General features: G+C 49.4%; 26 protein-coding genes. 16 read left to right on the top strand and 10 right to left on the bottom strand.

Annotated elements, in window-relative coordinates:
• Window positions 1-35 precede the first annotated feature (35 nt).
• From FOC66_RS04120 to FOC66_RS04105, 4 genes are all read left to right on the top strand, one after another.
• Window positions 36-1,286: a lipoprotein-releasing ABC transporter permease subunit gene (locus FOC66_RS04120; RefSeq protein ID WP_003746931.1), complete on the top strand. Its 1,251-nt coding sequence runs from the start codon at window positions 36-38 to the stop codon at window positions 1,284-1,286.
• Window positions 1,279-1,962, top strand: coding sequence for a lipoprotein-releasing ABC transporter ATP-binding protein LolD (lolD, locus tag FOC66_RS04115; RefSeq protein ID WP_003679081.1), 684 nt, complete (start codon window positions 1,279-1,281; stop codon window positions 1,960-1,962). Before FOC66_RS04120 ends, lolD begins: the two co-directional genes overlap by 8 nt.
• Before the next feature lie 135 nt (window positions 1,963-2,097).
• Window positions 2,098-3,861, top strand: a complete 1,764-nt coding sequence (gene recD / locus FOC66_RS04110) for an exodeoxyribonuclease V subunit alpha (RefSeq protein ID WP_003746930.1) — start codon at window positions 2,098-2,100, stop codon at window positions 3,859-3,861.
• 96 nt (window positions 3,862-3,957) lie between these two features.
• Window positions 3,958-5,157 carry a hypothetical protein gene (locus FOC66_RS04105; RefSeq protein ID WP_003746928.1) on the top strand — a complete coding sequence of 400 codons (1,200 nt, stop codon included), beginning with the start codon at window positions 3,958-3,960 and terminating at the stop codon, window positions 5,155-5,157.
• Between the two features lie 93 nt (window positions 5,158-5,250).
• Here FOC66_RS04105 and FOC66_RS04100 read toward each other — a convergent pair whose 3' ends face one another.
• On the bottom strand, window positions 5,251-5,652 hold the full coding sequence (locus tag FOC66_RS04100; protein ID WP_003746927.1) for an RNA-binding S4 domain-containing protein: 402 nt from the start codon (window positions 5,650-5,652) through the stop codon (window positions 5,251-5,253).
• Between the two features lie 204 nt (window positions 5,653-5,856).
• Between FOC66_RS04100 and FOC66_RS04095 the strand changes: the two genes are divergently transcribed.
• The 6 genes from FOC66_RS04095 to FOC66_RS04070 all read left to right on the top strand — a co-directional run bounded on the left by FOC66_RS04095 (window position 5,857) and on the right by FOC66_RS04070 (window position 11,205).
• The gene (locus tag FOC66_RS04095; protein WP_003746925.1) at window positions 5,857-6,816 is read left to right on the top strand and encodes an acetyl-CoA carboxylase carboxyltransferase subunit alpha; all 960 of its coding nucleotides are present in this window, start codon (window positions 5,857-5,859) and stop codon (window positions 6,814-6,816) included.
• An 88-nt stretch (window positions 6,817-6,904) separates the two neighbouring features.
• Window positions 6,905-8,260, top strand: coding sequence for a tRNA lysidine(34) synthetase TilS (gene tilS / locus FOC66_RS04090; RefSeq protein WP_003746923.1), 1,356 nt, complete (start codon window positions 6,905-6,907; stop codon window positions 8,258-8,260).
• Window positions 8,261-8,448: 188 nt separating this feature from the next.
• Window positions 8,449-9,048: an RNA polymerase sigma factor RpoE gene (gene rpoE / locus FOC66_RS04085; RefSeq protein ID WP_036493687.1), complete on the top strand. Its 600-nt coding sequence runs from the start codon at window positions 8,449-8,451 to the stop codon at window positions 9,046-9,048.
• A 5-nt stretch (window positions 9,049-9,053) separates the two neighbouring features.
• On the top strand, window positions 9,054-9,602 hold the full coding sequence (locus tag FOC66_RS04080; RefSeq protein ID WP_003746920.1) for a sigma-E factor negative regulatory protein: 549 nt from the start codon (window positions 9,054-9,056) through the stop codon (window positions 9,600-9,602).
• A gap of 117 nt (window positions 9,603-9,719) precedes the next feature.
• Window positions 9,720-10,511 (top strand): TrmH family RNA methyltransferase, encoded by a 792-nt coding sequence (locus FOC66_RS04075; protein WP_003746919.1) that lies wholly within the window; start codon window positions 9,720-9,722, stop codon window positions 10,509-10,511.
• Between the two features lie 34 nt (window positions 10,512-10,545).
• The gene (locus tag FOC66_RS04070) at window positions 10,546-11,205 is read left to right on the top strand and encodes a YecA family protein (RefSeq protein ID WP_003746917.1); all 660 of its coding nucleotides are present in this window, start codon (window positions 10,546-10,548) and stop codon (window positions 11,203-11,205) included.
• Window positions 11,206-11,274: 69 nt separating this feature from the next.
• On the opposite strand, the gene FOC66_RS04065 is transcribed toward FOC66_RS04070, so the two are convergent.
• From FOC66_RS04065 to FOC66_RS04050, 4 genes are all read right to left on the bottom strand, one after another.
• Entirely contained in the window at window positions 11,275-11,763 is a 489-nt protein-coding gene (locus FOC66_RS04065; RefSeq protein WP_003746916.1) for a DUF456 domain-containing protein, read from the bottom strand.
• Between the two features lie 143 nt (window positions 11,764-11,906).
• Window positions 11,907-13,142 carry an MFS transporter gene (locus FOC66_RS04060; RefSeq protein ID WP_070615957.1) on the bottom strand — a complete coding sequence of 412 codons (1,236 nt, stop codon included), beginning with the start codon at window positions 13,140-13,142 and terminating at the stop codon, window positions 11,907-11,909.
• Window positions 13,143-13,242: 100 nt separating this feature from the next.
• Window positions 13,243-13,641: a hypothetical protein gene (locus FOC66_RS04055; protein ID WP_003746914.1), complete on the bottom strand. Its 399-nt coding sequence runs from the start codon at window positions 13,639-13,641 to the stop codon at window positions 13,243-13,245.
• 96 nt (window positions 13,642-13,737) lie between these two features.
• Entirely contained in the window at window positions 13,738-15,783 is a 2,046-nt protein-coding gene (locus tag FOC66_RS04050; RefSeq protein WP_003746912.1) for a TonB-dependent receptor, read from the bottom strand.
• A 549-nt stretch (window positions 15,784-16,332) separates the two neighbouring features.
• Here FOC66_RS04050 and FOC66_RS04045 point away from each other — a divergent pair.
• Window positions 16,333-16,953: a TetR/AcrR family transcriptional regulator gene (locus FOC66_RS04045; RefSeq protein WP_003746910.1), complete on the top strand. Its 621-nt coding sequence runs from the start codon at window positions 16,333-16,335 to the stop codon at window positions 16,951-16,953.
• A 91-nt stretch (window positions 16,954-17,044) separates the two neighbouring features.
• Here the strand turns inward: FOC66_RS04045 and ttcA are convergent, their stop codons facing one another.
• Together ttcA and FOC66_RS04035 are read right to left on the bottom strand one after the other, a co-directional pair.
• The gene (gene ttcA, locus FOC66_RS04040; protein WP_003746908.1) at window positions 17,045-18,004 is read right to left on the bottom strand and encodes a tRNA 2-thiocytidine(32) synthetase TtcA; all 960 of its coding nucleotides are present in this window, start codon (window positions 18,002-18,004) and stop codon (window positions 17,045-17,047) included.
• A 128-nt stretch (window positions 18,005-18,132) separates the two neighbouring features.
• Window positions 18,133-18,486, bottom strand: a complete 354-nt coding sequence (locus FOC66_RS04035; protein ID WP_003746906.1) for a RidA family protein — start codon at window positions 18,484-18,486, stop codon at window positions 18,133-18,135.
• A 98-nt stretch (window positions 18,487-18,584) separates the two neighbouring features.
• Between FOC66_RS04035 and ybaK the strand changes: the two genes are divergently transcribed.
• The 5 genes from ybaK (at window position 18,585) to hemB (ending at window position 22,498) form a co-directional block, all read left to right on the top strand.
• Window positions 18,585-19,070, top strand: coding sequence for a Cys-tRNA(Pro) deacylase (gene ybaK, locus FOC66_RS04030; RefSeq protein WP_003746903.1), 486 nt, complete (start codon window positions 18,585-18,587; stop codon window positions 19,068-19,070).
• 15 nt (window positions 19,071-19,085) lie between these two features.
• Window positions 19,086-19,718, top strand: coding sequence for a DnaJ domain-containing protein (locus FOC66_RS04025; RefSeq protein WP_003746901.1), 633 nt, complete (start codon window positions 19,086-19,088; stop codon window positions 19,716-19,718).
• Between the two features lie 3 nt (window positions 19,719-19,721).
• Window positions 19,722-20,594 (top strand): DMT family transporter, encoded by an 873-nt coding sequence (locus tag FOC66_RS04020; RefSeq protein ID WP_003746900.1) that lies wholly within the window; start codon window positions 19,722-19,724, stop codon window positions 20,592-20,594.
• Between the two features lie 159 nt (window positions 20,595-20,753).
• Window positions 20,754-21,464, top strand: coding sequence for a DUF6973 domain-containing protein (locus tag FOC66_RS04015; protein WP_036491232.1), 711 nt, complete (start codon window positions 20,754-20,756; stop codon window positions 21,462-21,464).
• Between the two features lie 32 nt (window positions 21,465-21,496).
• Window positions 21,497-22,498, top strand: coding sequence for a porphobilinogen synthase (hemB, locus tag FOC66_RS04010; RefSeq protein ID WP_003746897.1), 1,002 nt, complete (start codon window positions 21,497-21,499; stop codon window positions 22,496-22,498).
• A gap of 205 nt (window positions 22,499-22,703) precedes the next feature.
• Here the strand turns inward: hemB and lipA are convergent, their stop codons facing one another.
• The 3 genes from lipA to FOC66_RS03995 form a co-directional block, all read right to left on the bottom strand.
• Window positions 22,704-23,687, bottom strand: a complete 984-nt coding sequence (gene lipA, locus FOC66_RS04005) for a lipoyl synthase (RefSeq protein ID WP_003746895.1) — start codon at window positions 23,685-23,687, stop codon at window positions 22,704-22,706.
• Window positions 23,688-23,817: 130 nt separating this feature from the next.
• Window positions 23,818-24,420, bottom strand: coding sequence for a lipoyl(octanoyl) transferase LipB (gene lipB / locus FOC66_RS04000; RefSeq protein WP_003746892.1), 603 nt, complete (start codon window positions 24,418-24,420; stop codon window positions 23,818-23,820).
• Window positions 24,420-24,695 carry an HP0495 family protein gene (locus FOC66_RS03995; protein ID WP_003746890.1) on the bottom strand — a complete coding sequence of 92 codons (276 nt, stop codon included), beginning with the start codon at window positions 24,693-24,695 and terminating at the stop codon, window positions 24,420-24,422. Before FOC66_RS03995 ends, lipB begins: the two co-directional genes overlap by 1 nt.
• Between the last annotated feature and the right edge of the window lie 110 nt (window positions 24,696-24,805).

Raw genomic sequence — 24,805 nt, 5'->3', positions numbered from 1 at the left:
AAGTCTTTTTTGACAAACGAATGAGGCATTTTTGAATGGCTTCTTTAGAAACTTGGATAGGCCTGCGCTATTTGCGTGCGAAAAAACGCAACGGCTTTATGTCATTTATTACTATGATTTCAATCGCCGGTATCGCCTTGGGCGTAACGGCGCTGATTGTGGTGTTATCGGTAATGAACGGATTTCAGAAAGAGATACGCGGTCAATTGTTGAACGTTGCACCTCATGCGGAAATCGGCTATTACGATGTCGGCAGTGCGCCGGGTTGGCAGAATTTGCGCGAATTTGTAAAAGGCAAAAAGGAAGTGTTGGCCAGCGCGCCTTATGTTTCCGATCAAGCTTTGCTTGCCAATGCCGGAGAAGTACGCGGTGTACAGATACGCGGTATCTTGCCGTCTGAAGAAAAAAATGTCGTTGATTACGGCAAGGATATGCCGGCCGGCAGTTTTGACGATTTGAAGCCGGGCGAATTTGATATTATTTTAGGTCAAGGGCTGGCTGAGGCATTGGGTACGGAGCTTGGCGGCAAAGTTACTGTGATTACGCCGGAGGGGAATGTCACTCCTGCCGGCGTAGTGCCGCGCTTGAAGCAGTTTAATGTGGTCGGTGTGGTAAAAACCGGTGTTTATGAAGTCGATAACACATTGGCAATGACGCATATCAAGGATGCGCAAGTCTTGTATCGACTGGGAGAAAATGTCGGTGGGCTGCGTTTGCGGTTGGCTGATCCGCAGAATGCGCCGTCTTTTATTGCTAAGTTGATTCCAGATGCTAAAAAAGATGAAGTATGGGTGCGCGACTGGACGTTTAACAACCGCAGCTATTTTGAAGCCGTTGAGTTGGAAAAACGCATGATGTTCATCATTTTGACGCTGATTATCGCGGTTGCTGCGTTTAACCTCGTCTCGTCTTTGGTAATGGCGGTAACGGAAAAACAAGCCGATATTGCGATTTTGCGCACATTGGGTTTGTCCCCGGGCGGCGTCATGAAGATTTTCTTGGTGCAGGGCGCTTTTGCGGGGTTCTTCGGTACGCTTGTGGGCGTGGTGTGCGGTGTATTGCTGGGTTGGAATGTCGGCAAGATTGTCGCGTTTTTTGAAGACCTGTTCGGCGTGCATTTGATTAACTCACAGGTTTATTTCATCGATTACCTGCCTAGTGATGTGAACTTGAAGGACGTCGCCGTTATCGCCTGCATTTCGCTTGGCTTGGCATTTATCGCCACGCTGTATCCGAGCTGGCGTGCTGCGAAAACCCAACCTGCGGAGGCTTTGCGTTATGAGTAAGACAATTTTGAAATGTATCGGCGTTGGCAAAAGCTATAATGACGGCGCATTGAATGTACAAGTGTTGAATCATTTGGATTTTGAAGTTGCCGAAGCGGAAAGCGTGAGTATCATTGGTTCGTCAGGCAGTGGTAAATCTACGTTGTTGCACCTTCTTGGTGGCTTGGATATGCCGTCTGAAGGCAAGGTGATACTGATGGATCAGGATTTGGGCGGTTTGAGCCAAAAACAGTTGGGCGAATTGCGCAACCGTTATTTAGGCTTTGTGTATCAGTTTCACCATCTATTGCCTGAGTTTTCTGCTTTGGAAAATGTCATGATGCCGCTTTTAATCGGCAAAATGCCCAAGGCGATGGCTGAGGAGAAGGCTGTCAAGATGCTGAAAAAGGTTGGCTTGGATAAGCGTATGCTGCACCGTCCGAGTGAACTTTCCGGCGGCGAGCGTCAGCGTGCGGCGATTGCCCGTGCTTTGGTTAATGAGCCGAAATGCCTGTTGGCAGATGAGCCGACGGGGAACCTTGACCGTAAAAATGCGCAAAATGTGCTGGACATGATGCTGGATTTGAAACGCGAATTGAACACCAGCCTGATTGTGGTGACCCATGATGACGAGCTGGCTGAACGTTTCGACCGGGTAATGACCATGAAAGACGGTAGCCTGCAAGTGCTGCAATAAGGTTATTATTTCAGGCAAATATTTTATGCTTTGAACGGTATAATAGAGGCCGTCTGAAAAATAGGTTTTCATTTATGGAAACGCTGTTTTTCAGACGGCCTTTCTTTTTCTTTCCGTATCAATCAATCCTGAGCCATGAACCCGACCGACTCTATCCTTTCCTCTGCCGCAGATGCGGCCATAGCGTTTTTCCGCCGCCGTGAAGTACAGGGCGCATCCGTTATTGAGCCTTATGTGGTTCGACTGTTTGCAGCCTTGCAAAACGGGCATTCGTTTATTTACTTGGATAAAGCGGATGTCGATACCTTAAGCAACTTGCCGAATTTGGTCGGCAATGCGGATAAACCGCTTATCCTGCAAGGCAGGAAATTGTTTTTAGGGCGGATGTGTCAGTTGGAGCATGATTTGGCTGTCGAAATCAAACGGCTGGCAAGTGCCGAGGCGGAAGAAGTGAATTTCATGGCGGCTTCAAAAAGCCTGAGTGATTGGTTTGATCCTAAAGACAGCAAAGAGCAACGGGATGCTGCGGCTTTGGCCTTGCTGCAAAACTTTATGCTGATTACCGGCGGGCCGGGTACGGGTAAGACCACGACCGTCGCAAAGCTTTTGGGTCTGATTTGTAATAACAGTACGAAGCTGCCCCGTATTGCGTTGGCTGCGCCGACGGGCAAGGCGGCTGCGCATATGGCACGGGCTTTGCAGCGTGCTTTGGATGGCTTTGATTTGTCTCCAAGCATTAAAGCGCATTTGGAAAACTTGGAAGGACAGACTGTCCATCGATTGTTGAAATTGCGGCCGCCGCAAATGCGTCCTGCGTTCAATCATGAACATCCGCTTGCTTTGGATGTTTTGGTGGTGGATGAGGCTTCGATGTTGGATTTGCCGCTGGTGTTGGATTTGTTGCGCGCCGTGCCGACCGGTTGTCGTCTGGTGTTGCTGGGCGATGAAAACCAGTTGCCGTCGGTTGGTCTGGGTGCCGTATTGGCGGCGTTGTCGCGTCCGACGGCTTTGGATAAAGAAACTGCTGAAAAGCTGGAAGTTTATCTGCCCAATCATGGCTTTGAGATTAAAGAGCGGCCTCAGGCTTTATCGCAAAACAATGCCAAATTGACGTTCAGCCACCGTTTTGGCGTAGACAGCGGTATCGGCTGTTTGGCAAGGGCGGTGGTGTCCGGGGAAAAGCAAACTGCGGTCGAACAGTTTGACAAGTTCCCCAAAGAGTTGGAAATGAAATCAGGCCGTCTGAAAGAGCAGGTCGCTTTACTGTATCAAAAGCAACAGGATTATTGGCAGGCCGTGACAGAGAATAATGTCGCACTCGCCTACGGTCATGCGGCAGATGTGGTGGTATTGGCGGCTTGGCGGCAGGATGCGGATGATTTGAATCAGGCTTATCAAGAATATCTGCAACGGCAAGGTAAGGTTTCGGGCGAAACGCCTTGGTTTGCCGGACAAATCATCATGATTACCCACAATGATTACATGCTGGAAGTGTTTAACGGCGATATCGGGCTGATTATGAAAGATGAAGAATCGTTGAATGGCTTGTCTGCCTATTTTCCTGAGAAAGATGGATTTAAAAAAATTGCCATCAGCCGTTTGCCCGATTTTGAATCGGCTTTTGCCATGACGGTGCACAAGAGCCAAGGTTCGGAATATCGGGAAGTATGGCTTTTGCCGCCGTCAGTGCCTGCAACGACGGAGGGCGAGGAGGAAACCCGAGGGTTGGATAAGGCTTTGCTTTACACAGCCATTACCCGCGCGCGTGAACGTTTTGTGTTTTGGGGAAATGCGGAGGAATTGTGTCAGGCTGTGGGATGCCACCAAAAACGCAGGACGGCATTGGCCGATGCCTTGGAACGGCAGTTTGAACAAACTGATATGCAGGCTTCTGTTTGACCTGAATCAAGAGGCCGTCTGAAAGCGGAGAAAGCGTTTAAATCTGCTTGACTGATTACACTAATTTACATACGATAAAAATAATTAGTAAACAAAATGAATAATTTTTACAAAATCCACGATTTTGTACGCTTTATCGAATACTTCACTTTCAATACCTTCTTTTGGAGAGTCGGCATGAAATTTCAAACCAAACTGATTGCAACCTGTATTTTATTGGCTTCATCATCTTATTCATTGGCAGAGAATGCTGATGGCGGGCGTGATGCTGCGGCTTTGGCCACCACCAACGATTATGTCAATTCCGGCAGCATCATTCGCAAAGATGACGATAAAATCAGCATTTTCAATGATTTGTTGACTGTGAACGGCGGTTTGCGCGTACGTGCGGATACTAAAGACATCAATGCCAACAACAGCAGCGTTAATCCGACGCCTGAAGACACCAATGCCAACTTCAACGCGGAGTTTTGGTTACGCGCAAAACTGTACAAAGATTGGAAATTGGTAGCGCAAATCGAGCCGAATATCGATTTGGAAACCGGTAAATTTAACGGCGATCATGATGTGCCGGTCAATAAACTGTATGCCGAAGGGACTGTGTACAACAACATCAAAGCGCGTGTCGGTAAATTTGGCGCATTCTCTTCATACGGCCGCGTGTGGGATACTGAAGTCACCGGCGGCGAAATCTTCTTTGACAATAAAACCCTGCCGACCAAAATCTATGCGGGCCGCCGTACAGGCAATCTGAACGACAACGCATGGGGCATCGGCGGCCGCCGCAGACATTTTGCCGCGATTCAAAGCGTGTTGCCTGTGAATGAGAATATCAACGTCGGCGCAACCGTTAGCTATATGAAAGACATCGATGTACGCGGCGCGAAGAAAAACGCGGTCTTCGGGGAAATTGGTACGGACATTAAATTTAATGACGATTGGCGTTGGATGGCCGCGGTCAGCAAGTCCAATATCAAAGCTTATAATGATGCCGGACAAAAAATCAAAAATGATGGCGTGTTCACTGAAGTGCGCTATAAATCGGCCGACTGGAACGTCCGTAATTCTTACGACGTATTCTTGAACTACCGCCGTGTCGGCTCGTTGTCCGGTGTCTCTTCTGTTGAGGATTACAGCAAAAACGTTCAAGGCGTGCAAATCGGTGCGACTTATATTCCTTGGAAAAACTGGAAACTCAAAGGCTTCTATTTGGCCGGCAAACAGGTTACGCCTACTGTCGGTACGGATAAGCAGGACGTGAACGTTATTCGCGGTCAGTTAGAATATAAATTTTAATCATCACAAATAAAAAACAGGCAGGATGTCCTGCCTGTTTTTGGTTTTCAGACGGCATGGATATAGGGCCGTCTGAAACAATAGATTCAACGCTTACCAGCTATCGCGCTTCATGCGGTCAAGCTGGCGGCGGTCGCGTTTGGTCGGGCGTCCGTCCGGATAAGCGGCACTGATGCGGCTGGCTTGGTCGAGTTGTTTTTGAGCTTCGCGTTCGGCAGCCGTTTTCATGTCTTCTTCGTACAGTAAACGCGCTTCCGGTGCCGGGCGGCGTTGATGATTGAGCGCGGCGACTTTGAATTTGTAGGGTAGGGAGTTCAAAGTCATGTCGATGGTGTCGCCGGCGGAAATATTTTTGCTGTTTTTCACTTTCGAGCCGTTTACCAAAACCCTGCCCAGCTCAATATGTTTTTGTGCCAGCGCGCGGGTCTTGAAAAAGCGCGCGGCCCACAGCCATTTGTCCAAGCGCATGGACGAATTGTCATGATTGTTTTTCATAGCCTGTTTGAAATGATTGAACTGAATTGAAGTTTATCATAAGATACGGCACTTCATTCGTTTAGTGCAGATATACTATTTCTTTGTTAAAGGCCGTCTGAAAGATTTTTTATTGCAAAAGATGGCAGTTTCCCTTTGAGAAATGCTGTCAAATACGTCTGATTAGCGTATCATGTCAGCAACCGTTACCGAGAGCTTTGTTTTATGAAACCCGTTTTTTTGGACTTCGAACAACCCATCGCCGAATTAACCAATAAAATCGACGAGTTGCGATTCGTACAAGATGAATCTGCCGTCGATATTTCCGACGAGATTGCCAGACTGAAAAAGAAAAGCAACGAGTTGACCAAGTCAATTTTCAGCAAGCTGACTCCGGCTCAAATTTCACAAGTGTCCCGCCATCCGCAACGTCCTTATACTTTGGACTACATCAACGGTATTTTTACTGATTTTGAAGAGTTGCACGGCGACCGCCATTATTCTGACGATCATGCCATTGTCGGCGGTTTGGCACGTTTCAACGGCCAAAGCGTGATGGTCATCGGCCATCAAAAAGGCCGCGATACCAAAGAAAAAATCCGCCGCAATTTCGGTATGCCGCGTCCCGAAGGTTACCGTAAAGCGCTGCGCTTGATGCAGACTGCCGAGAAATTCAATATTCCGGTCATGACCTTTGTCGATACTCCGGGTGCGTATCCGGGCATTGGCGCGGAAGAGCGCGGCCAGTCCGAAGCCATCGGCCGTAATTTGTACGAACTGACCCGCCTGCATGTACCGGTATTGTGTACCATCATCGGCGAAGGCGGTTCGGGCGGTGCGTTGGCAGTAGCTGTCGGTGACTACATCAATATGCTGCAATACTCGACCTATTCGGTGATTTCTCCCGAAGGTTGCGCCTCTATTCTTTGGAAAACTGCCGAAAAAGCAGCAGACGCCGCGCAAGCATTGGGGATTACCGCCAAGCGCCTGCAAGAATTGGATCTCATCGATAAAGTCATTGACGAGCCGTTGGGCGGCGCACACCGTGATTACGAAACCACGATGAAAAACGTTAAAACCGTTTTGGAACAGCAATTAAGCGAAGCGCAAAGCATGACCATGCCTGATTTGCTTTCCCGCCGTTTCGACCGCATCATGGCTTACGGTAAATTTACCGATAAATAAGTTTGACTGCTGAAAAAGCAAGCAGATGCCGCTGCTTGCTTTTTTTGTATTCTATTTTTGAGTAATTCATAATTTCAGGCCGTCTGAAATGTCGCAACTATCCCCTGATTCCCTATTTAAAAGTTTTCAAGCAGCTTTTCCTGATTTGCCGAGCCATACTGTTTTTGAAGTCGGTTTGAGCGGCGGATTGGATTCCGTTGTCCTGCTGCATCTTTTGGACCGGATGCGCGAATTTCGCCGTTTTGATTTACGTGCCGTCCATGTTCATCATGGTTTAAGCACCAATGCCGACAGTTGGGCAAAATTTTGTCAGGATTATTGTCAGCGTTTGAATGTTGCCTTGCGGGTGTGCCGTGTCAATGTGGAAAAACACGGAAAAGGTTTGGAAGCGGCGGCCAGGGCCGCCCGATATCAGGCATTTTCAGACGGCCTGAAGAAAATTATTGTTTTGGCACACCATCGCAATGATCAAATCGAAACATTTATGCTGTCGGCTGTACGCGGCGGCGGATTGCGCGGTATGGCAGCTATGCCGGTATGGCGTGATTTAAATGAAGAGATCCAAATCTGGCGGCCGCTTTTGGCATTTTCCCGTCAGGAATTGGCAGAGTATGCGCAACAATGGAGGCTGCCTTTTGTCGAGGACGAAAGTAACGAGGATTCTGGCTATTTACGCAATTGGATGAGAAATCAGGCCTTGCCGCAATGGCAGCAGCGTATTCCGAATTTTGAGCAGCAAATTTGTGCCAATATCCGATTATTGCAGGAAGATTTGCAGCTTTTAGATGAATTGGCTGAGTCTGAATACCAGCGCATCAGTCCGGACGGAATATTCAGTATCAGTCTGTGGCGGCAATGTACGCCGCTCTTACGCCGTCGGTTGCTTTGGTATTTTTTGAGAAAGCAAACAGAATCATTGCCTTCTTATCACAGCATTGCCGATTTCGCCCGAGTATTGGAAACCGCAGAACAGGCGCAGTTGAGTTTGCCAAACGGCGAATTGGTCGCCTATCGGGATCAGTTGTTTATTTGGCAAGAAAATGAATTTCAACGGCTGCCTTGGTGTAATGGTGGGGAAGTTCGAGGCCGTCTGAAAGATATTTTGCTGGAAAACGGTTTTGTTTTATTACCTTTTAAAGGCGGTTTGCCGGAAGAGGAGTTGGAGAAGCCGGCTGTGCTTAGAACTGTATCCGAGGGCGACGTGATTCAGTCCGGGCAGAGGGAAAAATCAGTTGAAAAACTATTGCAAGAGTGTCATATCATGCCACTCGTGCGTAAATATTGGCCGATTATCATAAGTATGGGCAACAAGTGCCTTGCTGTTGCTAACCTTAGGGTTGGAAGCGATGTTCAAATAGAGCAAGGTTATCTACCTGTTCATAGAAAGTTGGTCGGATATATGGCAAAAAGTAAAGCAACTAACTTTAAATTTAGAAAGTATTAGTAGTTTAACTACTTTTGCTAAGTATTGGTATATTAAGTAATATTGTTAATATTAGAGCATCTGCACAAATAAACTTTAGCCATTGAATGTAATCTTATGGAACTATTTCAGAGCGTTGCTGTCTTTACTGTGCACAGCACGCTTTACTATTTTTGGGTTTAAAGCAGTAAAATGATTAAAGGGTGGGTATGAACGATCGCCAAATAGATCAAGTTTTGGTGGAGCGCGCGCAGAAAGGTGACCATAAGGCATTCGAGATGCTGATGTCCAAATATCAGCGTCGTCTAAACAGACTGATTTCCCGTTTTATTCAGGATGAGCATGAAGTGCACGATGTAACCCAAGAGGCAATGATTAGGGCTTATCGTGCATTGGCAAATTTTCGTGGAGAAAGTGCATTTTATACATGGCTGTACCGTATCGGTATCAATACGGCAAAGAATTTCCTGACCACTTCGGGTCGTCAGTTTTTTGTCAGTTCGGAAGCAGCCAATGAGGAAGGAGATGTTCTTGATTTAACCGATCAGATTGCCGATTACCATACGCCGGAAGCTGAGATGATGAATCGGGAAATCTTGCAGACCGTCGAGGCAAGCATTGCGCAACTGCCAGACGATATGCGTCAAGCCATTACGCTTAGGGAAATGGACGGCTTGTCTTACGAAGAAATAGCTCGGGTAGTGGATTGTCCGATAGGTACAGTACGTTCGCGTATTTTCAGAGCGCGTGAACTGATTGCAAAAGATTTGCGGCCGCTGTTGGATACTTCTGAAGATCAAAGGTGGTAATAAAAATGAACGACAAAACAAATAAAGCATTGGAGTATGTGTCCGCATTGATGGACGGTGAAGCATTGACTGATGAGATGCTGGATGCCGTATTGGCAGACGAGGAAGCATTGCGCGCTTGGCATGAGTACCACATTATCGGCGACTGTATCCGTCAGGGTGCGGCGGCGAAGGTGGCTGATGAAACCATGCAAAGTAAAGCATTTACAGTGCCTCAAGCTGAGATTGCCGGCAAGCAGAAAAAATATACTCATCGCGAAGCGGCCAATAACGGCTTCTTTAAATTCTTTGCAGCCGCTGCCAGCGTGTGTGCCATTGCTGTGACGGCATGGCAGTTTACGCCGCAAACTTCTCGTGACGCTATGCCGGTTGCCGAGAAGTCTAATGTTCAGCCTGCACAAGATATCATTCCGGTAAGCGGTACGCCTGACGATAAAGCGGCTTCCGAGCCTGGTGAAACCGTTGTGCCGAATGCGGCGAAAGACGGCAAAATTGAAAATCGTCCGACTGTCCGTACCGAGCAGAAAAATGAGCAGCAGACTGTTGTGCAGTAAAAAATGAAATCATGCAAAACCCTTGCTTTATGGCAAGGGTTTTTATTTTTGCAGTAAAACCGTCAGGCCGTCTGAAAGCATAGCTTCAAAGAAGTCAAAACAGTTATAATGCGCTCCATGAAACTGATTACCTCTGCTCAAAACGAACAGCTCAAACATTTATTCCGTCTTTTGACGCAGGCCAAAGCAAGGCGTGAAAGCGGTGAAACCGTATTGGAAGGCGTACATCTGCTGCAAACTTATTTGCAAAGCGGCGGTACGCCCAAACAGGTTTACCTGCCTGAAAAGAAACAGCAACATCCTGAAATTCAAGAAATTACGGCGCAGTTGGACGAGGGATTAATTACTTGGGTCGGTAACGAAGCTCTGTCTAAAATCACCAGTTTGACCGATGCCGATGATGTGATGACTTGGATTGATATTCCGAAACAGGCAGGCTTGCCTTCAGACGACGATTGCGTGGTATTAGAGCGGGTACAAGACCCCGGCAATGCAGGCACAATTTTGCGCAGTGCGGCGGCAGCCGGAGTCAAGCAAATCGTGTGCAGCAATGATTCCGTGGATATCTGGTCACCCAAAGTGTTGCGAGCGGGGATGGGTGCACATTTTTTGCTGTCTATTTTCAGCCGAGTGGAATTATCCGCTTGGATGGAAAAGTATCAGCATCCAATTTGGGCAACAGCTTTGGGTGGCCGCAATATTGGTTTGTATGAAATGAACCTCAGTCAATCTTGCGCTTGGGTGTTTGGCAACGAAGGCAGCGGCGTGAGTGAACGAATAAAAGAGAAGGCTGAAGCCTGTGTCAAAATCCCCATGTTGGGGCAAACCGAATCCTTGAATGTTGCGATGGCGGCAACGGTTTGTCTGTTTGAACAAATGCGGCAGCGTATCCATGCCCAGGCCGTCTGAAAACCATAATACGATTTTATTTTAAGGAACGAAAATGCAAATACTGACTTTTGATGAAGCGGCACGCAGCCGATTGATGGAATTGCTGGATGCCAAATCCGAAGCCCACAACACCATGCGTTGTGATGAAATGCAGGGTTTTATGATGGCTTTATTGAGCGGTCCGGATGCTTTGAATCCGACCAACTGGCTGCCTGAAATTTTGGGTGAAGAATCTTTGTTTGATGCCAAAGAGCGTACCGAAATCGAGCGTTTGGTGATGGCAATGGCTGCCGATATGCGCATGAAGCTCAATGAGAAAATCCTGCCGGATTTGTGGTTTTATGAAGATGAAGCCGGCAATCCGGATTTCTACACATGGTGTAACGCCTATCTTTACGCACTGGATATTGTGCCTACCGATTGGTTTGAAGCAGTCGATCAGGAAGAGTTTGAAGATTTGTTCTATCCGATTATGGCTTTGGGCGGTATTTATGACGATGAGGAAAACGGTGAAGTCATCTTGCATCTGAATGAAAAAGAGCTGACCCAGCTGGAATCTGATTTGCCGCACGTCCTGCTGGATATTTACTGGTATTGGCAGGCCATCATCAATAAACCGCAAACCGTCCGCCGCGAAGGCGAAAAAGTGGGTCGCAACGATCCTTGCCCGTGTGGCAGCGGTAAAAAATACAAAGCCTGCTGCGGCAAATAAGAAAAATAAATAGTGAAATGAAAAGGCCGTCTGAATGCTTGAAATTCAGACGGCCTTTAATGTTTTGTCTTAGAACAACGAGGCCAACCAAACAAACAGAATGGTCAGTGCAATGGTCAAGGCGCAGCCGATTTTGGCCACTGTGCCGATGATAAAGCCGATAAACGTACCGATACCGACTTTGCCAGCCTGCCAAGTGTCTTTGCGTGCGATAAATTCGCCGATGGCCGCGCCTGCCAACGGGCCGAGCAACAGGCCGGGAATGGAGAAGAATGCGCCGACGATGCCGCCGATAAACGCGCCCCAAACCGCAGTTTTACTTGCGCCGGTATATTTTGCACCCAATGCCCCCGCCACATAGTCCATCGCAGTACCGAATACGGCAACGATGGCCAAAAAGGTCAGCGTACCCGAGCCAAACACTTGATAATCACCGGCATAACCCAACAGCCATGCGCCACCAAACATCAAACCCAATCCGGGCAGGGCGGGATAAATAGTGCCTAAGATGCCGACAACAATGGCAATCAAGCCGAGAACGATGAGAACAGCAGTCATGAGGTTCCTTTTGAATGTAAGAGTGTAATAACGGCAGTATTATGGGCACGTTTTGTTATATTTTCATGAGAGATTGTGCAATAAAATGAAAAATTATCCGGAGGCGCGCTCAATTAAAATCGATGGATAAATATCTAAGCGAATTATTGTGCATCACGATCCGAATAATTGAATAAATTTCTATTCAAATATAAAAGCAGGCCTACCAATACGGCCAAGTACACTGCAACCCAATACGCATCTGTATAACCAATAGCCTTTGCCAGCCGTAGGGTGGCGAAACCGGCCGCGTAACTGCCGAGCAGGACGACGGAAAATTGCAGGCTGCTGTCGAGTGCGGCGGTGGCACGGTTGGATTTGTCCATCACCAACGCCAGTATCACCGGCAGCAGCAGCGTGTAGCTCAGGCTCAGGGCGATGATTTGCGCGGGCGGCAGCCAAGGGTGGACACGTGCGAGCGTATCGATGGCGGTCATGGACGCCAAAAGCGGCAGTTGCAGCGCGTAGAGCAGGAACACGAGTTTGCGGCGCGGATAATTGCGCGAAAACCAGCCCGACAGCGGCGTCACAATCAGGCAGGCAACAGGAATACCTACCGCCAGAATCCCGCCCGTCTGTTTCGGAGTAAAGCCCAAATCCGCCAGTTTGGGTACAAAAGTTGCCGCCATAAACGCATACGGTGCGGCAACGGCAAACAGCAAAACCAGCCACCGCCAGCCCGTTTCAGGTTGCTGCCAAAAAGAAACCAGCCGCGCCGCCAACGCCGTCCAACTGCCTTGCGCAGTCGGGCTTTCCGGCTCGCGGTAGTACAAGAGTTGCAGCAGCATCAGCAGGCTGAACGCCAGCATAAAGCCGGCCGCCGCCGTCTGTCCGTATTCCTGATACAGCCACAACACCAGCGCGCCGCCGATCATCTTGCCGCCGCGCGCCGCCATCGTTTGGATCACGCCGCCGAAACCGCGTTCGCGGTGCGGCAGAACGATGCATGACAAGCCCAGCATCGCACAGCCGTATACCGCCGACATTGCCGAGAGCAAAACGCAGCAGGTCAGAAGCAGTGGGAAGTTCTGCGTGATGTCGGTGCAGGCCATCAGCCCGAATACTGCCGAAAGCCCCAGCGTCGCCGCCAGCAGCCAGCCGCGAAACCGCCCGAACCGCCCCGCCGGCCGCCGCTCCATCAGCGCGGCAAACAACACCTTCGCCGCTTCGATACCGCCGATTAAATGAATCCAGCTCAGTTGGTTCAGGCTGTAACCGTGGTTTTTCAAAATGGCCACCAGTGCGACCAGATAAAAACCGGTCAGCGTGAATTTGTAAGTGCTGCCGCCGATAAGCAGCAGCCAGTCGCGTGAGTTTGGGGAAGTCTGATTGTCGGACATCACATGATTCTTTTGAAGATGAGGCAAATAAAGGGACAAGGCCGTCTGAACATATTGGGTGGCAATACTTGATTTGTATTTAAATAGGTTTAGTATCTTTTCAGACGGCCTTCAACGCTTCTTCTGCGCGAAGCAAGGCGGTTTGCTCGTCGGCTTCGACGATGTAGTTCACGCCCAGCGCGGGGCCGAGTTTTGAAGATTGTTCGCGGAAGAACGCCAGTTGCGCCGCGTCGGGTTCGATAAGGAGCATGGCGGCGCAGCGTTCGGATAGTTGCGGCCGATGTGCCTTTATCCATTCGATGTAGGTTTTACGGTCGGCAATGCGCTGTTCGTCGCTTACCTGCCGCCGCATGGGGGTGCAGACGGTGGCGAAGCGGCGGTTTTGGTTTAACAGGGTTTCGAATTCAGCCAGCCAGTCGGCGAAGTCGGCGACGTGGGTCAGGTCGGTCAGGTAGATGGTGCCTTCGGGCAGGGTTTTGGCGGGGGTAAAGTAGTGCATGGGATTCCTTTGGGTGTTTTGGAGGAATAAACGGTAGGTCGGGCATAAATGTCCGACCTATGTTTTTTCAGACGGCCTCCATCATTTCAGCTTCGTCTAAAACTTCCATTCCGCGCTCACGCCCACGCTTCTGGGGCGTTGGTAGAGTGCGTCTTGACGGTCGGCGCTGGAAATGAATATGGGTCGGCGGCGGTTGAACACGTTGTCGGCGTAGAGCGAGACGCGGCCTTGTTTGAAGTTGTAGGCGGTGTAGAGGTTGACTTGGTTGTATGCGCCGATTTTGCCTGATTCGGCATTGTCGGCGGCGGAGTAGTAGCCGCCGTAGAAGCGCACGTCGCCGCCGGCTTCCCAACCTTTGTCGTTCAGGTATTTCACGCCGATGTTGGCGGTGTATTTGGGCGCGCGGCCGAGTTTGTTGCCTTCGATGCCGCTGTCGGGATAGCTTTTGATTTTGGTGTTGAGCAGCCCCAGTCCGGTGGTGAGTTTCAGGCTGTCGGTCGCCTGCCAGTCGGCGGCGAGTTCCGCGCCGTAGGTATGGACTTTTTTGGCGTTGCGGATGACGACGGAGTTGGTGCCGAGATGGAAGGGAAGCTGCATGTCGCGGTAGTGGTTCAGGAACAGGTTGCCGGAGAGTTGCAGGCGGCGGTCGGCGCTGCGCCAGCGGGTGTACCACTCATAGTTGTTCACATATTCGGGTTCATAGGTGTAGGTTACGACGGGGCGGCCGAAGGTGATGCCCGCACCGCCGGGGTTGTAGCCGCGCGCGGCTTTGATGCCGCTGACCCATTGGTCGGTGGGTTTGAAGGCGATGTCGATTTTGGGTAGGAACACGGTCTGACCTTTGTCTAAATCGAGGTGCAGCGCGCCGCTGCCGCCGCTTCGTTTGTGCGTTTCTTTTTCAATGCGGGCGGCGGCCGTGATGTCCCATTTTTCGCTGGGGCTGTATGTGGTTTCGGCAAACAGAGCGCGTACGCTGTTGCGGTCGTCAAAGGTGTTGCGGCCGCCGACGCTACGGATATCTACCCATTCGTCTTGTTTGCTGCGGAAGTAGTGCAGTCCGGCAAGGCCTTTCAGACGGCCTTTGTTGGAAAAATGCAATACCGGCTCCCATTGCAGTTCGCGGCCTTTGAGTTCGGCGGGCACGCCTTGCGGGCTGACGGTCATCGGCAGGTGCAGCCGCTCGTTGTGGTAGCGGCCGTAAACCAGTTTGTTTTCCAGTTTCAGATAGTCGTTAAGCTGCCACGATACGTCCCAGATGCCCGATGTCGAGCCGGTTACGAACACGGGCTTTTCTTTTAAAAAACGGCGGCTGGCGGTGTTGCCCATGATTTCGTTTTGCGGCGCGCGCGAACGGATGTGGTTCAGCGTCAGGCGGCTGTAAAAATCGGGATGGTTTTCGGGCGTGAGCAGGAGTTTGAAGCGTACGTTGGTGTTTTCCACGCGGCGCGGGTTGCCGGTCGGCTCGTAGGACACGAACGGCTCGTAACTTTCGCGCTGCTGCCGCTCCGCGCTCAAGCGGAAGGCAAGGTTGTTTTTCACAATCGGGCCGGACACTACGCCGGCGATGTTGCGCGTTTTCTGGTTGCCCAAACCCAAGCGCAGCGCGCCTTCCCATTCGTCGGTTGGGTCTTTGGAACGCATCACCACCGCGCCCGCCACCGCGTTCTGCCCGCGCACATGGCTTTGCGGCCCGCGCAAGACTTCTACCTGCTGCATGTCCCACAGCGACTGCGTGCCGAAGGCGTATTCGTTGTAAGTGGCGGAGCGGCCGTCTATGGACAGGTTCAGGCGCGGCCGCGTGCCCGCGAAAAACGCCACCGCACCGACGGCAGGACCAGAGCCGTCCACGCCGCGCACGGTCGGCAAATCGTTTCCGCTGCCCAAGTCCACTGTGTTCACGGTCTGTTTGAGCAGGTCGGTCGCGGAAAGATTGTGGCCGCTACGGTCGATGTTCGGCGTGGTGAAAACGCGGTTGGACGTGGCGGTTTCAAAGCCGCTGCGGTTGGTGCGTTCGCCGGTGACGACGACTTCTTCCAACTGCACCTGTTCCGCATCTTGCGCCGCATCGGCGGCATAAATCCATTCGGAGGCAAAGGCGGCGGCAATCAATAGGGGCAGGCGGCGGAGGGCGGGTTTCTGCATTTCTTTATCCTTTCAGACGGCATACGTTGGGGCGGATTGAACATCAGGCAATCAATTTCTCCGTCAGTATGCAAATATTTGTGTTTACACATTTACATAAAACAAACTATTAATGTAAAGTATAAGAAATAAGAAACAGGAATGCAAGTGTTTATCATTCACTTTACTTCCCCTCTTATCTTGTGAATCGTCCAAAAAAATCCCTCTCCTATTTGGGGGAGAAGGTTGGAGGAGGGAAATTCTGTAATCTTCATGAATTTGGCCTGCCAAGCATCCGGCAGTCCTCATCCGTAGGACGGAGCGGAGGATAAGGAAAGAGGCCGTCTGAAACGCCGCCATATTGCCATTGCCGCCGTGGGGAAATATAGTGGATTAACAAAAATCAGGACAAGGCGACAAAGCCGCAGACAGTACAGATAGTACGGAACCGATTCACTTGGTGCTTCAGCACCTTAGAGAATCGTTCTCTTTGAGCTAAGGCGAGGCAACGCCGTACTGGTTTAAAGTTAATCCACTATATGATGGGTATCCGACTTGCGGATAACTTTAATGAACCTCCTTTATGAACAAAATCAAAACCTTCCTACCGTCATGACTGCCAGCAAACAACAAACTATAGCCGACACCGCCCGCCGCCTGTTCCGCGAACACGGTTTTTCCGCCGTATCCGTAGGCAGCATCTGCGCCGAGGCCGCCGTCAGCCGCGTTACCTTTTACAAATATTACAGCGGCAAAAACGCGCTCTTGCAGGAAATTGTTACCGAGCAGAAAAACCGCGTCCGTGCCGAATTTGAAAATCTGCTTGCACGGCAATGCAGCCTGCGCGAAGCCGCCGAGGCTGTGTTTACCCTGCAAAAACAATCGTTTGAAGAACTTTATTCCGCCGCTTTCCTGCGCGACATCGAGGAGAACACCGATTTGGAGCTGGAGCGGTTTTTCCACGAATTGAACGAAGAAAAATACGCCTTTATGCGCGGATTCTTCCACACCCTGCAACAACGCCGCCTGATACAGCCCGATTTGCCGGTGGAACTCATCGATCTGTTCATCCGACAGGCGGATATATTGATGCGCCATCCGCAACTGGCCGCGCTTTATGCTGCCGCGCCGCAAAAGTTGCCGCAAGACGTATTGGGATTGCTGCTGCACGGTTTGTCAGGGAAAGAATAGATAAAAAAGAATAGCAAAAATTTCAAATATGAATATTCAGACGGCCTTTCGGTAAATAGCTACCGAAAGGCCGTCTGAAAATTAAATGGAATTATAAACCGCAGGTTTTAGGTTTGTTTGCCAGAATATTGATGACTTTGCGTTCGGCTTTTTGCGGCTCGATTTTGATTTCGCTTTCGTCTTCTTCGCTGCCGTCGGAGAAACGTTCCGGCATTTTTTCACTGTCAAACGCTAAGTCGCCACCATGTTTAAGGTTTTGACCGCGTTCCAAGCCGACAAAGTCGAAGAGTTCGGTATCGGCCAAATGCGATGGAACGACGTTTTGCAGGGCGGAGAACATCGATTCGATACGGCCGGGGAAGCGTTTGTCCCAATCGCGCAGCATGTCGCCGATGACTTGGCGTTGCAGGTTGGGCTGCGAACCGCAGAGGTTACATGGGATAATTGGGAATTGCTTCAGTTCGGCGTATTTAATCAAATCTTTTTCTTTCACATACGCCAGCGGGCGGATGACGATGTGTTCGCCATTGTCGCTCACCAGTTTGGGTGGCATGGCTTTGAGTTTGCCGCCGTAGAACATATTCAGGAACATGGTGGCAAGGATGTCGTCGCGGTGGTGTCCCAAGGCGATTTTTGTACAGCCCAATTCTTTTGCCGTGCGGTAGAGGATGCCGCGGCGCAGGCGGCTGCACAGCGAACAAGTCGTTTTGCCTTCGTCCAACACGCGTTTGACGGTGGAGTAGGTGTCTTCTTCGACGATTTTGTAGGGCACGCCGATGCTTTCGAGATAGGTCGGCAGCACTTCTTCGGGGAAGCCCGGCTGTTTTTGGTCGAGATTGACGGCGACCAGTTCGAAATCAATCGGTGCGCTGGCTTGGAGCTGGCGCAGAATGTCTAACAGGGCGTAGCTGTCTTTGCCGCCGGAGAGGCAGACCATGATTTTGTCGCCCGGTTCGATCATATTGAAATCGTTAATGGCGTCGCCGACGGCGTGGCGCAGGCGTTTGCTGAGTTTGTTGTTTTCTAATTCTTGCTTGGTTTTTTTGGACATGGCTGTTTGTGCTTTGAAATAATAGAAAAATTTAAGGGCGGTATTGTACCGCAAAAGAATAAAGGCCGTCTGAAAAACTGCGCTTGCTTGGTCAATGCGGCATTTTCAGACGGCCTGATATTTGTGCTTTATTTGATTTGAAGGGCGGTAATTTTGATTTCAACCCTCCAGTCGGGTGAGGCCAGTTTTGCTTCCACGCAGGCGCGGGCCGGAGCGCGCTCGGGGGCTGTCCATGCGTCCCAGGCTTCGTTCATGGCGGCGTAGTCGTTCATATCGGGCAGATAGATGGTGGCTTCTAAAATGTGGGCCTTGTCGGATTGGCATTGGGCGAGCCATGAATCGATTTGTGCCAAAATATTTTCAGTCTGCGCTTTGGCATCGGCTTCAGGATTTTCGGGAACCATGCCGGAGAGGAAAACCAAGCCGTTGGCCACGACGGCTTCCGAATAGCGTTTGCTTGTGCCAAGATAGCGGATGTCCATGTTGTCTCCTGATTTCAAAAAGAAGGTATGGTAACATTGCAGTTGTTTACGTTCCACATTTAAGAGGGGCCGTCTGAACAGGGTGGCGGAAAACGATCATGAGTAAAGCAGAATATCCGGTTACGCAGGCAGTGCGCTTTTTACGCAGTAAGAAAATCGATTTTGTCCCTTATGTTTATGCGTATGAAGAACATGGTGGTACGGCGCATTTTGCCGAGTGCGCGGGCAAGCCTGAGCATCAAGTCATCAAAACAATCGTCCTGCAGGATGAACACAAAAAAGGCTTGGTTGTGTTAATGCACGGCGACAAACATATTTCCACCCGCAATCTGGCACGCGAACTGGGCTTGAAACACATCGAGCCGGCAACGGCGGATCAGGCGGCGAAATGGACGGGCTATTTGGTCGGCGGGACATCGCCGTTCGGTATGAAAACCGCGTTGCCGGTTTATGTGGAAGAAAGCATTTGGGCTTTGGACGAGATTTTTATCAATGGCGGCAAACGTGGGTTTATCGTGGGCATGAAACCTGAAAATCTGCGTACGCTCAATCCGCAAGATGTTCATGTTGCGGTGGATGCATAAAGGATAGGAATAAAGATGGAACAATTAAATTTATACGAAATCTTGGGTGTGTCTCAGGATGCGGATATTAATGTTATCCGCGAGGCTTACGGCAAATTGGTTGCCAATCCGGATATTCAGAAAGATGCGGAGCGTTTCAAAGCCATCGGACAGGCGTTTGAAGTGTTGTCTCATCCGGAAAAACGTCTGGCTTATGATGCGGCCATGCAGTATGAGCCTCAGGAAGCTCAAGACAACGGCTTCAATAATATAGTGGTCAATCATACGGAAAACTATAATACAGGGAACAATAATACGGAGGCCAATATGGTCAATACGTCTAATTCTGAAGTGAAAAACTATGTTTTTATCGCCTATATTACCTATGCTTTGGGCCTGTTTATCTGGTTTGCACCCGTTGTCGGTGTGATTTTGGCATATGTCAAACGCGATGAGGCGCAAGGCAGTATTTATGCCAGCCATATTGATTGGCTGATTAAGACATTTTGGGTGTCGTTGGTGGGTATGCTTTTCGGGATGTTGACCATACTTATCTTAATCGGTTGGCTGATTTTGGTGGCAACCGGTATTTGGCTCATTTATCGCGTAGTCGTCGGACTGATTAAACTGAATGAAGATAAGCCTGTTCCTACTCAAGGATGGTTTTAAAGCATGGCATATTTATTGGCAAGTATCGTTTGCAGCGTGTTGGTTTCCGTATTGCTGAAAGTGGCGCGCAAGCAAAAAATCAATATTGAGCAGGCGGTGGCGGTGAACTATATCGTTGCCGTTACTTTGACCATGCTGGTGTTAAGGCCGGATTTAAGCAATCCGCAGGTGTTTTTACCGACTTGGTGGCTCTTTGCAGCTTTGGGTATCTTGTTGCCAAGCGTGTTTGTCATTATGGGCAAATCCGTCGATGCGGCAGGTATCGTCAAATCGGACGCAGCACAACGCTTATCGCTGTTTTTGCCCATTATCGCTTCATTCACGCTTTTTCATGAACAACTGACCGAAGGCCGTCTGATTGGTTTGGTATTGGCATTTACAGCATTGTTTTTCTTGCTTTGGAAAAGCGATGGCGGTAAGAAATCCGGCGGTCTCAGTACGCAAGTGATGCTGCTTTTGGGCGTTTGGTGCGGCTATGGCGTCATTGATATTTTGTTTAAGCAAGTGGCAAAGAGCGGTACCGCGTTTGCTGGTAATTTGCTGGTGGCATTTTGTTTGGCAGCTATCTTGATGTTTGGCTACCTGTTTGCCAAAGGAAGCAAATGGACCAAAGAGGGTATAGTGGGCGGTATGATTTTAGGCTGCCTGAACTTTTTAAATATTGTTACCTACATCTCGGCACACCAAATCATGAAGGATAATCCTACCTTGGTGTTTGCCGGTATGAACATCGGCGTAATTGTTTTGGGTACGCTGATTGGTGCGGCAATGTTTAAAGAAAAAATCAGCAGCATTAATACAGCCGGTATCAGTATTGCTATTTGCTCGATAGCCTGTCTGTTTTATTGGCCGCAAATTCGAAGCTTGGTAGGTTAAAAATACTTATGCCGTCTGAAAATTTTCAGACGGCCTTATTTTTATTATAAAATAGCCATTCATGCGCCGATTTGGCCGTATGGGAATTATTTTGCGCTTACGGGCGTTTCTATGTTAAACAATCAGTTGAACTCACACCATAATATCGATAGTTACATCATGAAACATATTAAAAAACACATTCAATGCGCCGTTCTCGGCATGCTGGTATTGTCCGGTTGCCAATCGTATCAGGAAGATCAAAGCCGCCGCAGTAAAATGGCACAATTTGCGCTTAACCATCCCGTGGCCGCCCAAGTCATCGGGATGGAGGATGAAGGCTTAATCAATATGACCAGTAATGCCACACGCTTTGCCGAGCGTACAGGTTTGGATGACAAAGCAAACGGCGACAGCAGGGGAACACAGGTCAATGCCGTACGTCAAGCATTATGGCAGGCGGCGATTGCTTCTAAATTCGACAGCATTATTGCCGAAAAAGCAGGTAATGCGCGCCTGACGGATATGGAGTTGCGAGAAGGTAAAGACGACTACTTCAGCCGTTACCTTGCCGACCAGGCAGTCGATCAACGTAACAACCGTATCGGCCGCAGTATCGGCAGTGCCAAACCTGACAGCGATATGAAGACGCTGGCGGCAAGCATTTTGTTCTACTACAACAAAGTAGGCTTGTGGACGGCTTCCGAAGTGAAAAACCGTTGGCACATCAAACAGGAAAAACTTTCAGACGGCCAATATGCCGAAGCATTGAAAAATATCGCCAAATTGGATCAAAACGGTATGACCGAGCAGGAACGTAATAGTTATAAAACCGGTACGCTCAGCGAAATCAAACGTTCGGTCAAAGCCATACGTCAAGTCGAAGACTGATTTTAAGACTTCATTATTGAAAGGCAATTGTTATGAATTTCCCTCCGCGTTATGTCTCAAACACCCGTATGCGCCGTATGCGTAAAGACGATTTTTCACGCCGTCTGATGCGCGAGCATACTTTGACGGCAGATGATTTAATCTATCCGGTTTTTGTATTGGAAGGTCAGAATCAGGAAGAGGCAGTGCCGTCTATGCCCGGCGTCAAACGCCAAAGTTTGGATAAATTGTTGTTTACCGCTGAAGAAGCACTGAAGCTCGGTATTCCTATGCTGGCTTTGTTTCCCGTGGTAACACAAAACAAAACCGAATTTGCGGAGGAGGCTTATAACCCGGAAGGCTTGGTACCGACAGTAGTGCGAACCCTGCGCGAGAAATTCCCAGAGCTGGGTATCATGACTGATGTTGCCTTAGACCCTTATACTATTCACGGCCAAGACGGTTTGACCGATGAAAATGGCTATGTCCTCAACGATGAAACCATTGAAGTTTTGGTAAAACAGGCTTTGTGTCATGCCGATGCAGGCGCACAAGTCGTCGCCCCATCAGACATGATGGACGGACGTATTCTTGCCATCCGCGAAGCCTTGGAAGATGCCGGACATATCCATACACGCATTATGGCGTATTCGGCAAAATATGCTTCAGTATTCTACGGCCCGTTCCGCGATGCTGTCGGCAGCTCCGGCAATTTGGGTAAGGCAGACAAGAAAACCTACCAAATGGACCCTGCAAACACTAATGAAGCCTTGCACGAAGTCGCATTGGATATTCAAGAGGGTGCAGATATGGTCATGGTAAAACCGGGTTTGCCGTATCTGGATGTCGTCCGCCGAGTTAAAGACGAGTTCGGCGTACCGACTTATGCTTACCAAGTTTCCGGCGAATATGCCATGCTTCAGGCTGCCATTCAAAACGGTTGGCTGGATGGTGAGAAAACCATTTTGGAAAGCCTATTGGCATTCAAACGTGCCGGTGCCGATGGTATTTTGACTTACTACGCGATTGAAGCGGCAAAATTGTTGAAGAAGTAAAATAAAGAAATAAATTAAAAAGCGGCAAACAGTGTTTATCCTGTTGTGCCGCTTTTTTGTATTACTTAAGATTGGCTCAATAGAGCCCAACTAAGGTTTATACTTTGAAAATCTAAAAAATTTTGTATAGTAAGTTATGACCAAATAAAGGCCGTCTGAAAAAACAGTTTTCTTATTTTTCAGACGGCCTTATATGATTTAAACCTTAGTGGTGGCTACACCCGCCGTGGGTTTCACGCAAAGCTTCGGCTGCTTGTTCGTCTGCGTGGTAGCTGGAGCGGACCATTGCACCGATGGCGGCATTGGTAAAGCCCAATTCGTATGCTTCTTTTTCAAAAACTTTGAATTGGTCAGGCGTTACATAGCGTAGGACGGGCAGGTGGCCGTCTGAAGGTTGCAGATATTGGCCGATGGTAATCATCTCGATATTGTTGGCACGCATATCGCGCATGATTTCGCGCACGTCCTCGTCTGTTTCGCCCAGGCCGACCATGATGCCGGACTTGGTCGGGATATGGGGCATCATTTCTTTGTAGCGGCGCAGGAGGTCGAGGGAGTGCTGGTAGTTGGCACCCGGACGGGCTTTTTTATACAGGCGCGGATGGGTTTCCAAGTTGTGGTTCATCACGTCAGGCGGTGTTTCTGCCAAGATTTTCAATGCGATGTCCAGGCGGCCGCGGAAGTCGGGAACGAGGATTTCGATTTTGGTATTCGGGCTGGTTTCTCGGATGGCTTTGATGCAGTCGGCGAAGTGTTGTGCGCCGCCATCGCGCAAATCGTCGCGGTCGACAGATGTAATGACGACATAGCGTAGGTTCATGGATTTGACGGATTCGGCCAAGTGTTTAGGCTCGTCGGGATCCAGCATATTTGGGCGGCCATGGCCAACATCGCAGAACGGGCAGCGGCGGGTACAAATATCGCCCATAATCATGAATGTGGCCGTGCCCTTGGTAAAGCATTCGCTGATATTGGGACAAGATGCTTCTTCGCATACGGTATGCATTTTTTGTTCGCGAAGAATGTTTTTAATTTCAAAGAATTTCTTGCCCGGTAATTTGGCGCGGATCCATTCGGGCTTTTTCAATTTTTGTTCCAATGGAACCACTTTAATCGGAATGCGTGCAGTTTTGTCTGCACCTTTTAGTTTGATGCCGCGTTTGGGGTCGTTTTTTACTTCTTCACTCATGGTGATGTGTTCTTTCTGTCGTTATAAAGGCCGTCTGAAAAGCTTCTAGAAGGATTTGTACCTAAAAGCTTATGGGCAAGTTCAGAGGGCGGTTAAAAGATGGCAGTGTGACGGATTTTTTCAGACGGTCTTATGCCAGCTCTTTTTGTAAATGCTTGGTCAGCTTGTCTGCAACTTCTGCCAAACTGGGTACCGGAGAGACATAGTCGGCAATTTGGGTCATTTCCATACCGGCATAACCGCAGGGGTTGATGTGGGTAAACGGACTTAAATCCATGTTCACGTTGAGCGCCAAACCGTGGTAAACGGAGCCGTCTTTAATACGCAGGCCCAGGGAAGCGATTTTACGCGCGCCGACATAAACGCCGGGACGTTTGGGATCGGCGGCTGCTTCAATGCCGTATTCTGCCAATGTGGCGATAATGCTGTTTTCAAGTGCGGAAACGATATGGCGGACGCTGGTCTTACGGCGTTTGAAATTGATCATCGTATAAACGACCAATTGACCGGGACCGTGATAAGTAATTTGACCGCCCCTGTCAATTTGGACAACGGGTATATCGTCGCGGATGAGGAGGTGTTCGGGTTTGCCGGCCAAGCCTTGGGTAAATACGGGCGGATGTTCGACCACCCATAATTCGTCTTCGGTATTTTCGTCACGCGAGGCATTGAATGCCTTCATGGCTTCGAAAGTCGGCAGGTAATCGACCAAGCCTTTGTGCACGATTTTCATTACAACACCACTTTAACCAATTCGTGGGAAGTCAGGTCGCGGTAGATATTGTCCAACTGCTCTTGATTTTCAACATTTACATGGACAGTCGCGCCGGTATAGTTGCCTTTGCTGCTTGGGCGCGTAGTGATGTGGTGCGGCTCGGTATCGGGAGCATGTTTGCGCACGGTTTCCAAGATGGCGGATTCAAATTCCGGATGAACCGCGCCCATGACTTTTACAGGAAAGGTGCAAGGGAATTCAATTAATGATTTTTTTTCAGTTGAGTCTGTCATGGTTTACTACCTTGTTTGGTTTGCCAGGGCCGTCTGAAAAGTTTTCAGACGGCCCAAAATCCGATATATTTTATCGTAAACGTCCATATCGGGCTATTAAAAATGATGTT

It is taken from the genome of Neisseria mucosa (genome assembly GCF_013267835.1).
GTDB lineage: Bacteria > Pseudomonadota > Gammaproteobacteria > Burkholderiales > Neisseriaceae > Neisseria.
The sequence above is the reverse complement of the archived record's forward strand: the minus strand, read 5'-3'. Positions and strand labels throughout refer to the sequence as shown.

Bases quoted from the DNA above. Each gene is read 5' to 3' on its own strand.
- FOC66_RS04120 (WP_003746931.1), top strand. From the start codon at position 36: ATGGCTTCTTTAGAAACTTGGATAGGCCTGCGCTATTTGCGTGCGAAA.
- FOC66_RS04075 (WP_003746919.1), top strand. From the start codon at position 9,720: ATGAAACTGATTACCTCTGCTCAAAACGAACAGCTCAAACATTTATTC.
- FOC66_RS04095 (WP_003746925.1), top strand. From the start codon at position 5,857: ATGAAACCCGTTTTTTTGGACTTCGAACAACCCATCGCCGAATTAACC.
- rpoE (WP_036493687.1), top strand. From the start codon at position 8,449: ATGAACGATCGCCAAATAGATCAAGTTTTGGTGGAGCGCGCGCAGAAA.
- FOC66_RS04035 (WP_003746906.1), bottom strand. From the start codon at position 18,486: ATGGACATCCGCTATCTTGGCACAAGCAAACGCTATTCGGAAGCCGTC.
- FOC66_RS04045 (WP_003746910.1), top strand. From the start codon at position 16,333: ATGAACCTCCTTTATGAACAAAATCAAAACCTTCCTACCGTCATGACT.
- lipB (WP_003746892.1), bottom strand. From the start codon at position 24,420: ATGAAAATCGTGCACAAAGGCTTGGTCGATTACCTGCCGACTTTCGAA.
- hemB (WP_003746897.1), top strand. From the start codon at position 21,497: ATGAATTTCCCTCCGCGTTATGTCTCAAACACCCGTATGCGCCGTATG.
- lolD (WP_003679081.1), top strand. From the start codon at position 1,279: ATGAGTAAGACAATTTTGAAATGTATCGGCGTTGGCAAAAGCTATAAT.
- FOC66_RS04080 (WP_003746920.1), top strand. From the start codon at position 9,054: ATGAACGACAAAACAAATAAAGCATTGGAGTATGTGTCCGCATTGATG.
- recD (WP_003746930.1), top strand. From the start codon at position 2,098: ATGAACCCGACCGACTCTATCCTTTCCTCTGCCGCAGATGCGGCCATA.
- ybaK (WP_003746903.1), top strand. From the start codon at position 18,585: ATGAGTAAAGCAGAATATCCGGTTACGCAGGCAGTGCGCTTTTTACGC.
- lipA (WP_003746895.1), bottom strand. From the start codon at position 23,687: ATGAGTGAAGAAGTAAAAAACGACCCCAAACGCGGCATCAAACTAAAA.
- ttcA (WP_003746908.1), bottom strand. From the start codon at position 18,004: ATGTCCAAAAAAACCAAGCAAGAATTAGAAAACAACAAACTCAGCAAA.
- FOC66_RS04025 (WP_003746901.1), top strand. From the start codon at position 19,086: ATGGAACAATTAAATTTATACGAAATCTTGGGTGTGTCTCAGGATGCG.
- FOC66_RS04100 (WP_003746927.1), bottom strand. From the start codon at position 5,652: ATGAAAAACAATCATGACAATTCGTCCATGCGCTTGGACAAATGGCTG.
- FOC66_RS04070 (WP_003746917.1), top strand. From the start codon at position 10,546: ATGCAAATACTGACTTTTGATGAAGCGGCACGCAGCCGATTGATGGAA.
- FOC66_RS04015 (WP_036491232.1), top strand. From the start codon at position 20,754: ATGAAACATATTAAAAAACACATTCAATGCGCCGTTCTCGGCATGCTG.
- FOC66_RS04065 (WP_003746916.1), bottom strand. From the start codon at position 11,763: ATGACTGCTGTTCTCATCGTTCTCGGCTTGATTGCCATTGTTGTCGGC.
- tilS (WP_003746923.1), top strand. From the start codon at position 6,905: ATGTCGCAACTATCCCCTGATTCCCTATTTAAAAGTTTTCAAGCAGCT.
- FOC66_RS03995 (WP_003746890.1), bottom strand. From the start codon at position 24,695: ATGACAGACTCAACTGAAAAAAAATCATTAATTGAATTCCCTTGCACC.
- FOC66_RS04105 (WP_003746928.1), top strand. From the start codon at position 3,958: ATGAATAATTTTTACAAAATCCACGATTTTGTACGCTTTATCGAATAC.
- FOC66_RS04020 (WP_003746900.1), top strand. From the start codon at position 19,722: ATGGCATATTTATTGGCAAGTATCGTTTGCAGCGTGTTGGTTTCCGTA.
- FOC66_RS04060 (WP_070615957.1), bottom strand. From the start codon at position 13,142: ATGTCCGACAATCAGACTTCCCCAAACTCACGCGACTGGCTGCTGCTT.
- FOC66_RS04050 (WP_003746912.1), bottom strand. From the start codon at position 15,783: ATGCAGAAACCCGCCCTCCGCCGCCTGCCCCTATTGATTGCCGCCGCC.
- FOC66_RS04055 (WP_003746914.1), bottom strand. From the start codon at position 13,641: ATGCACTACTTTACCCCCGCCAAAACCCTGCCCGAAGGCACCATCTAC.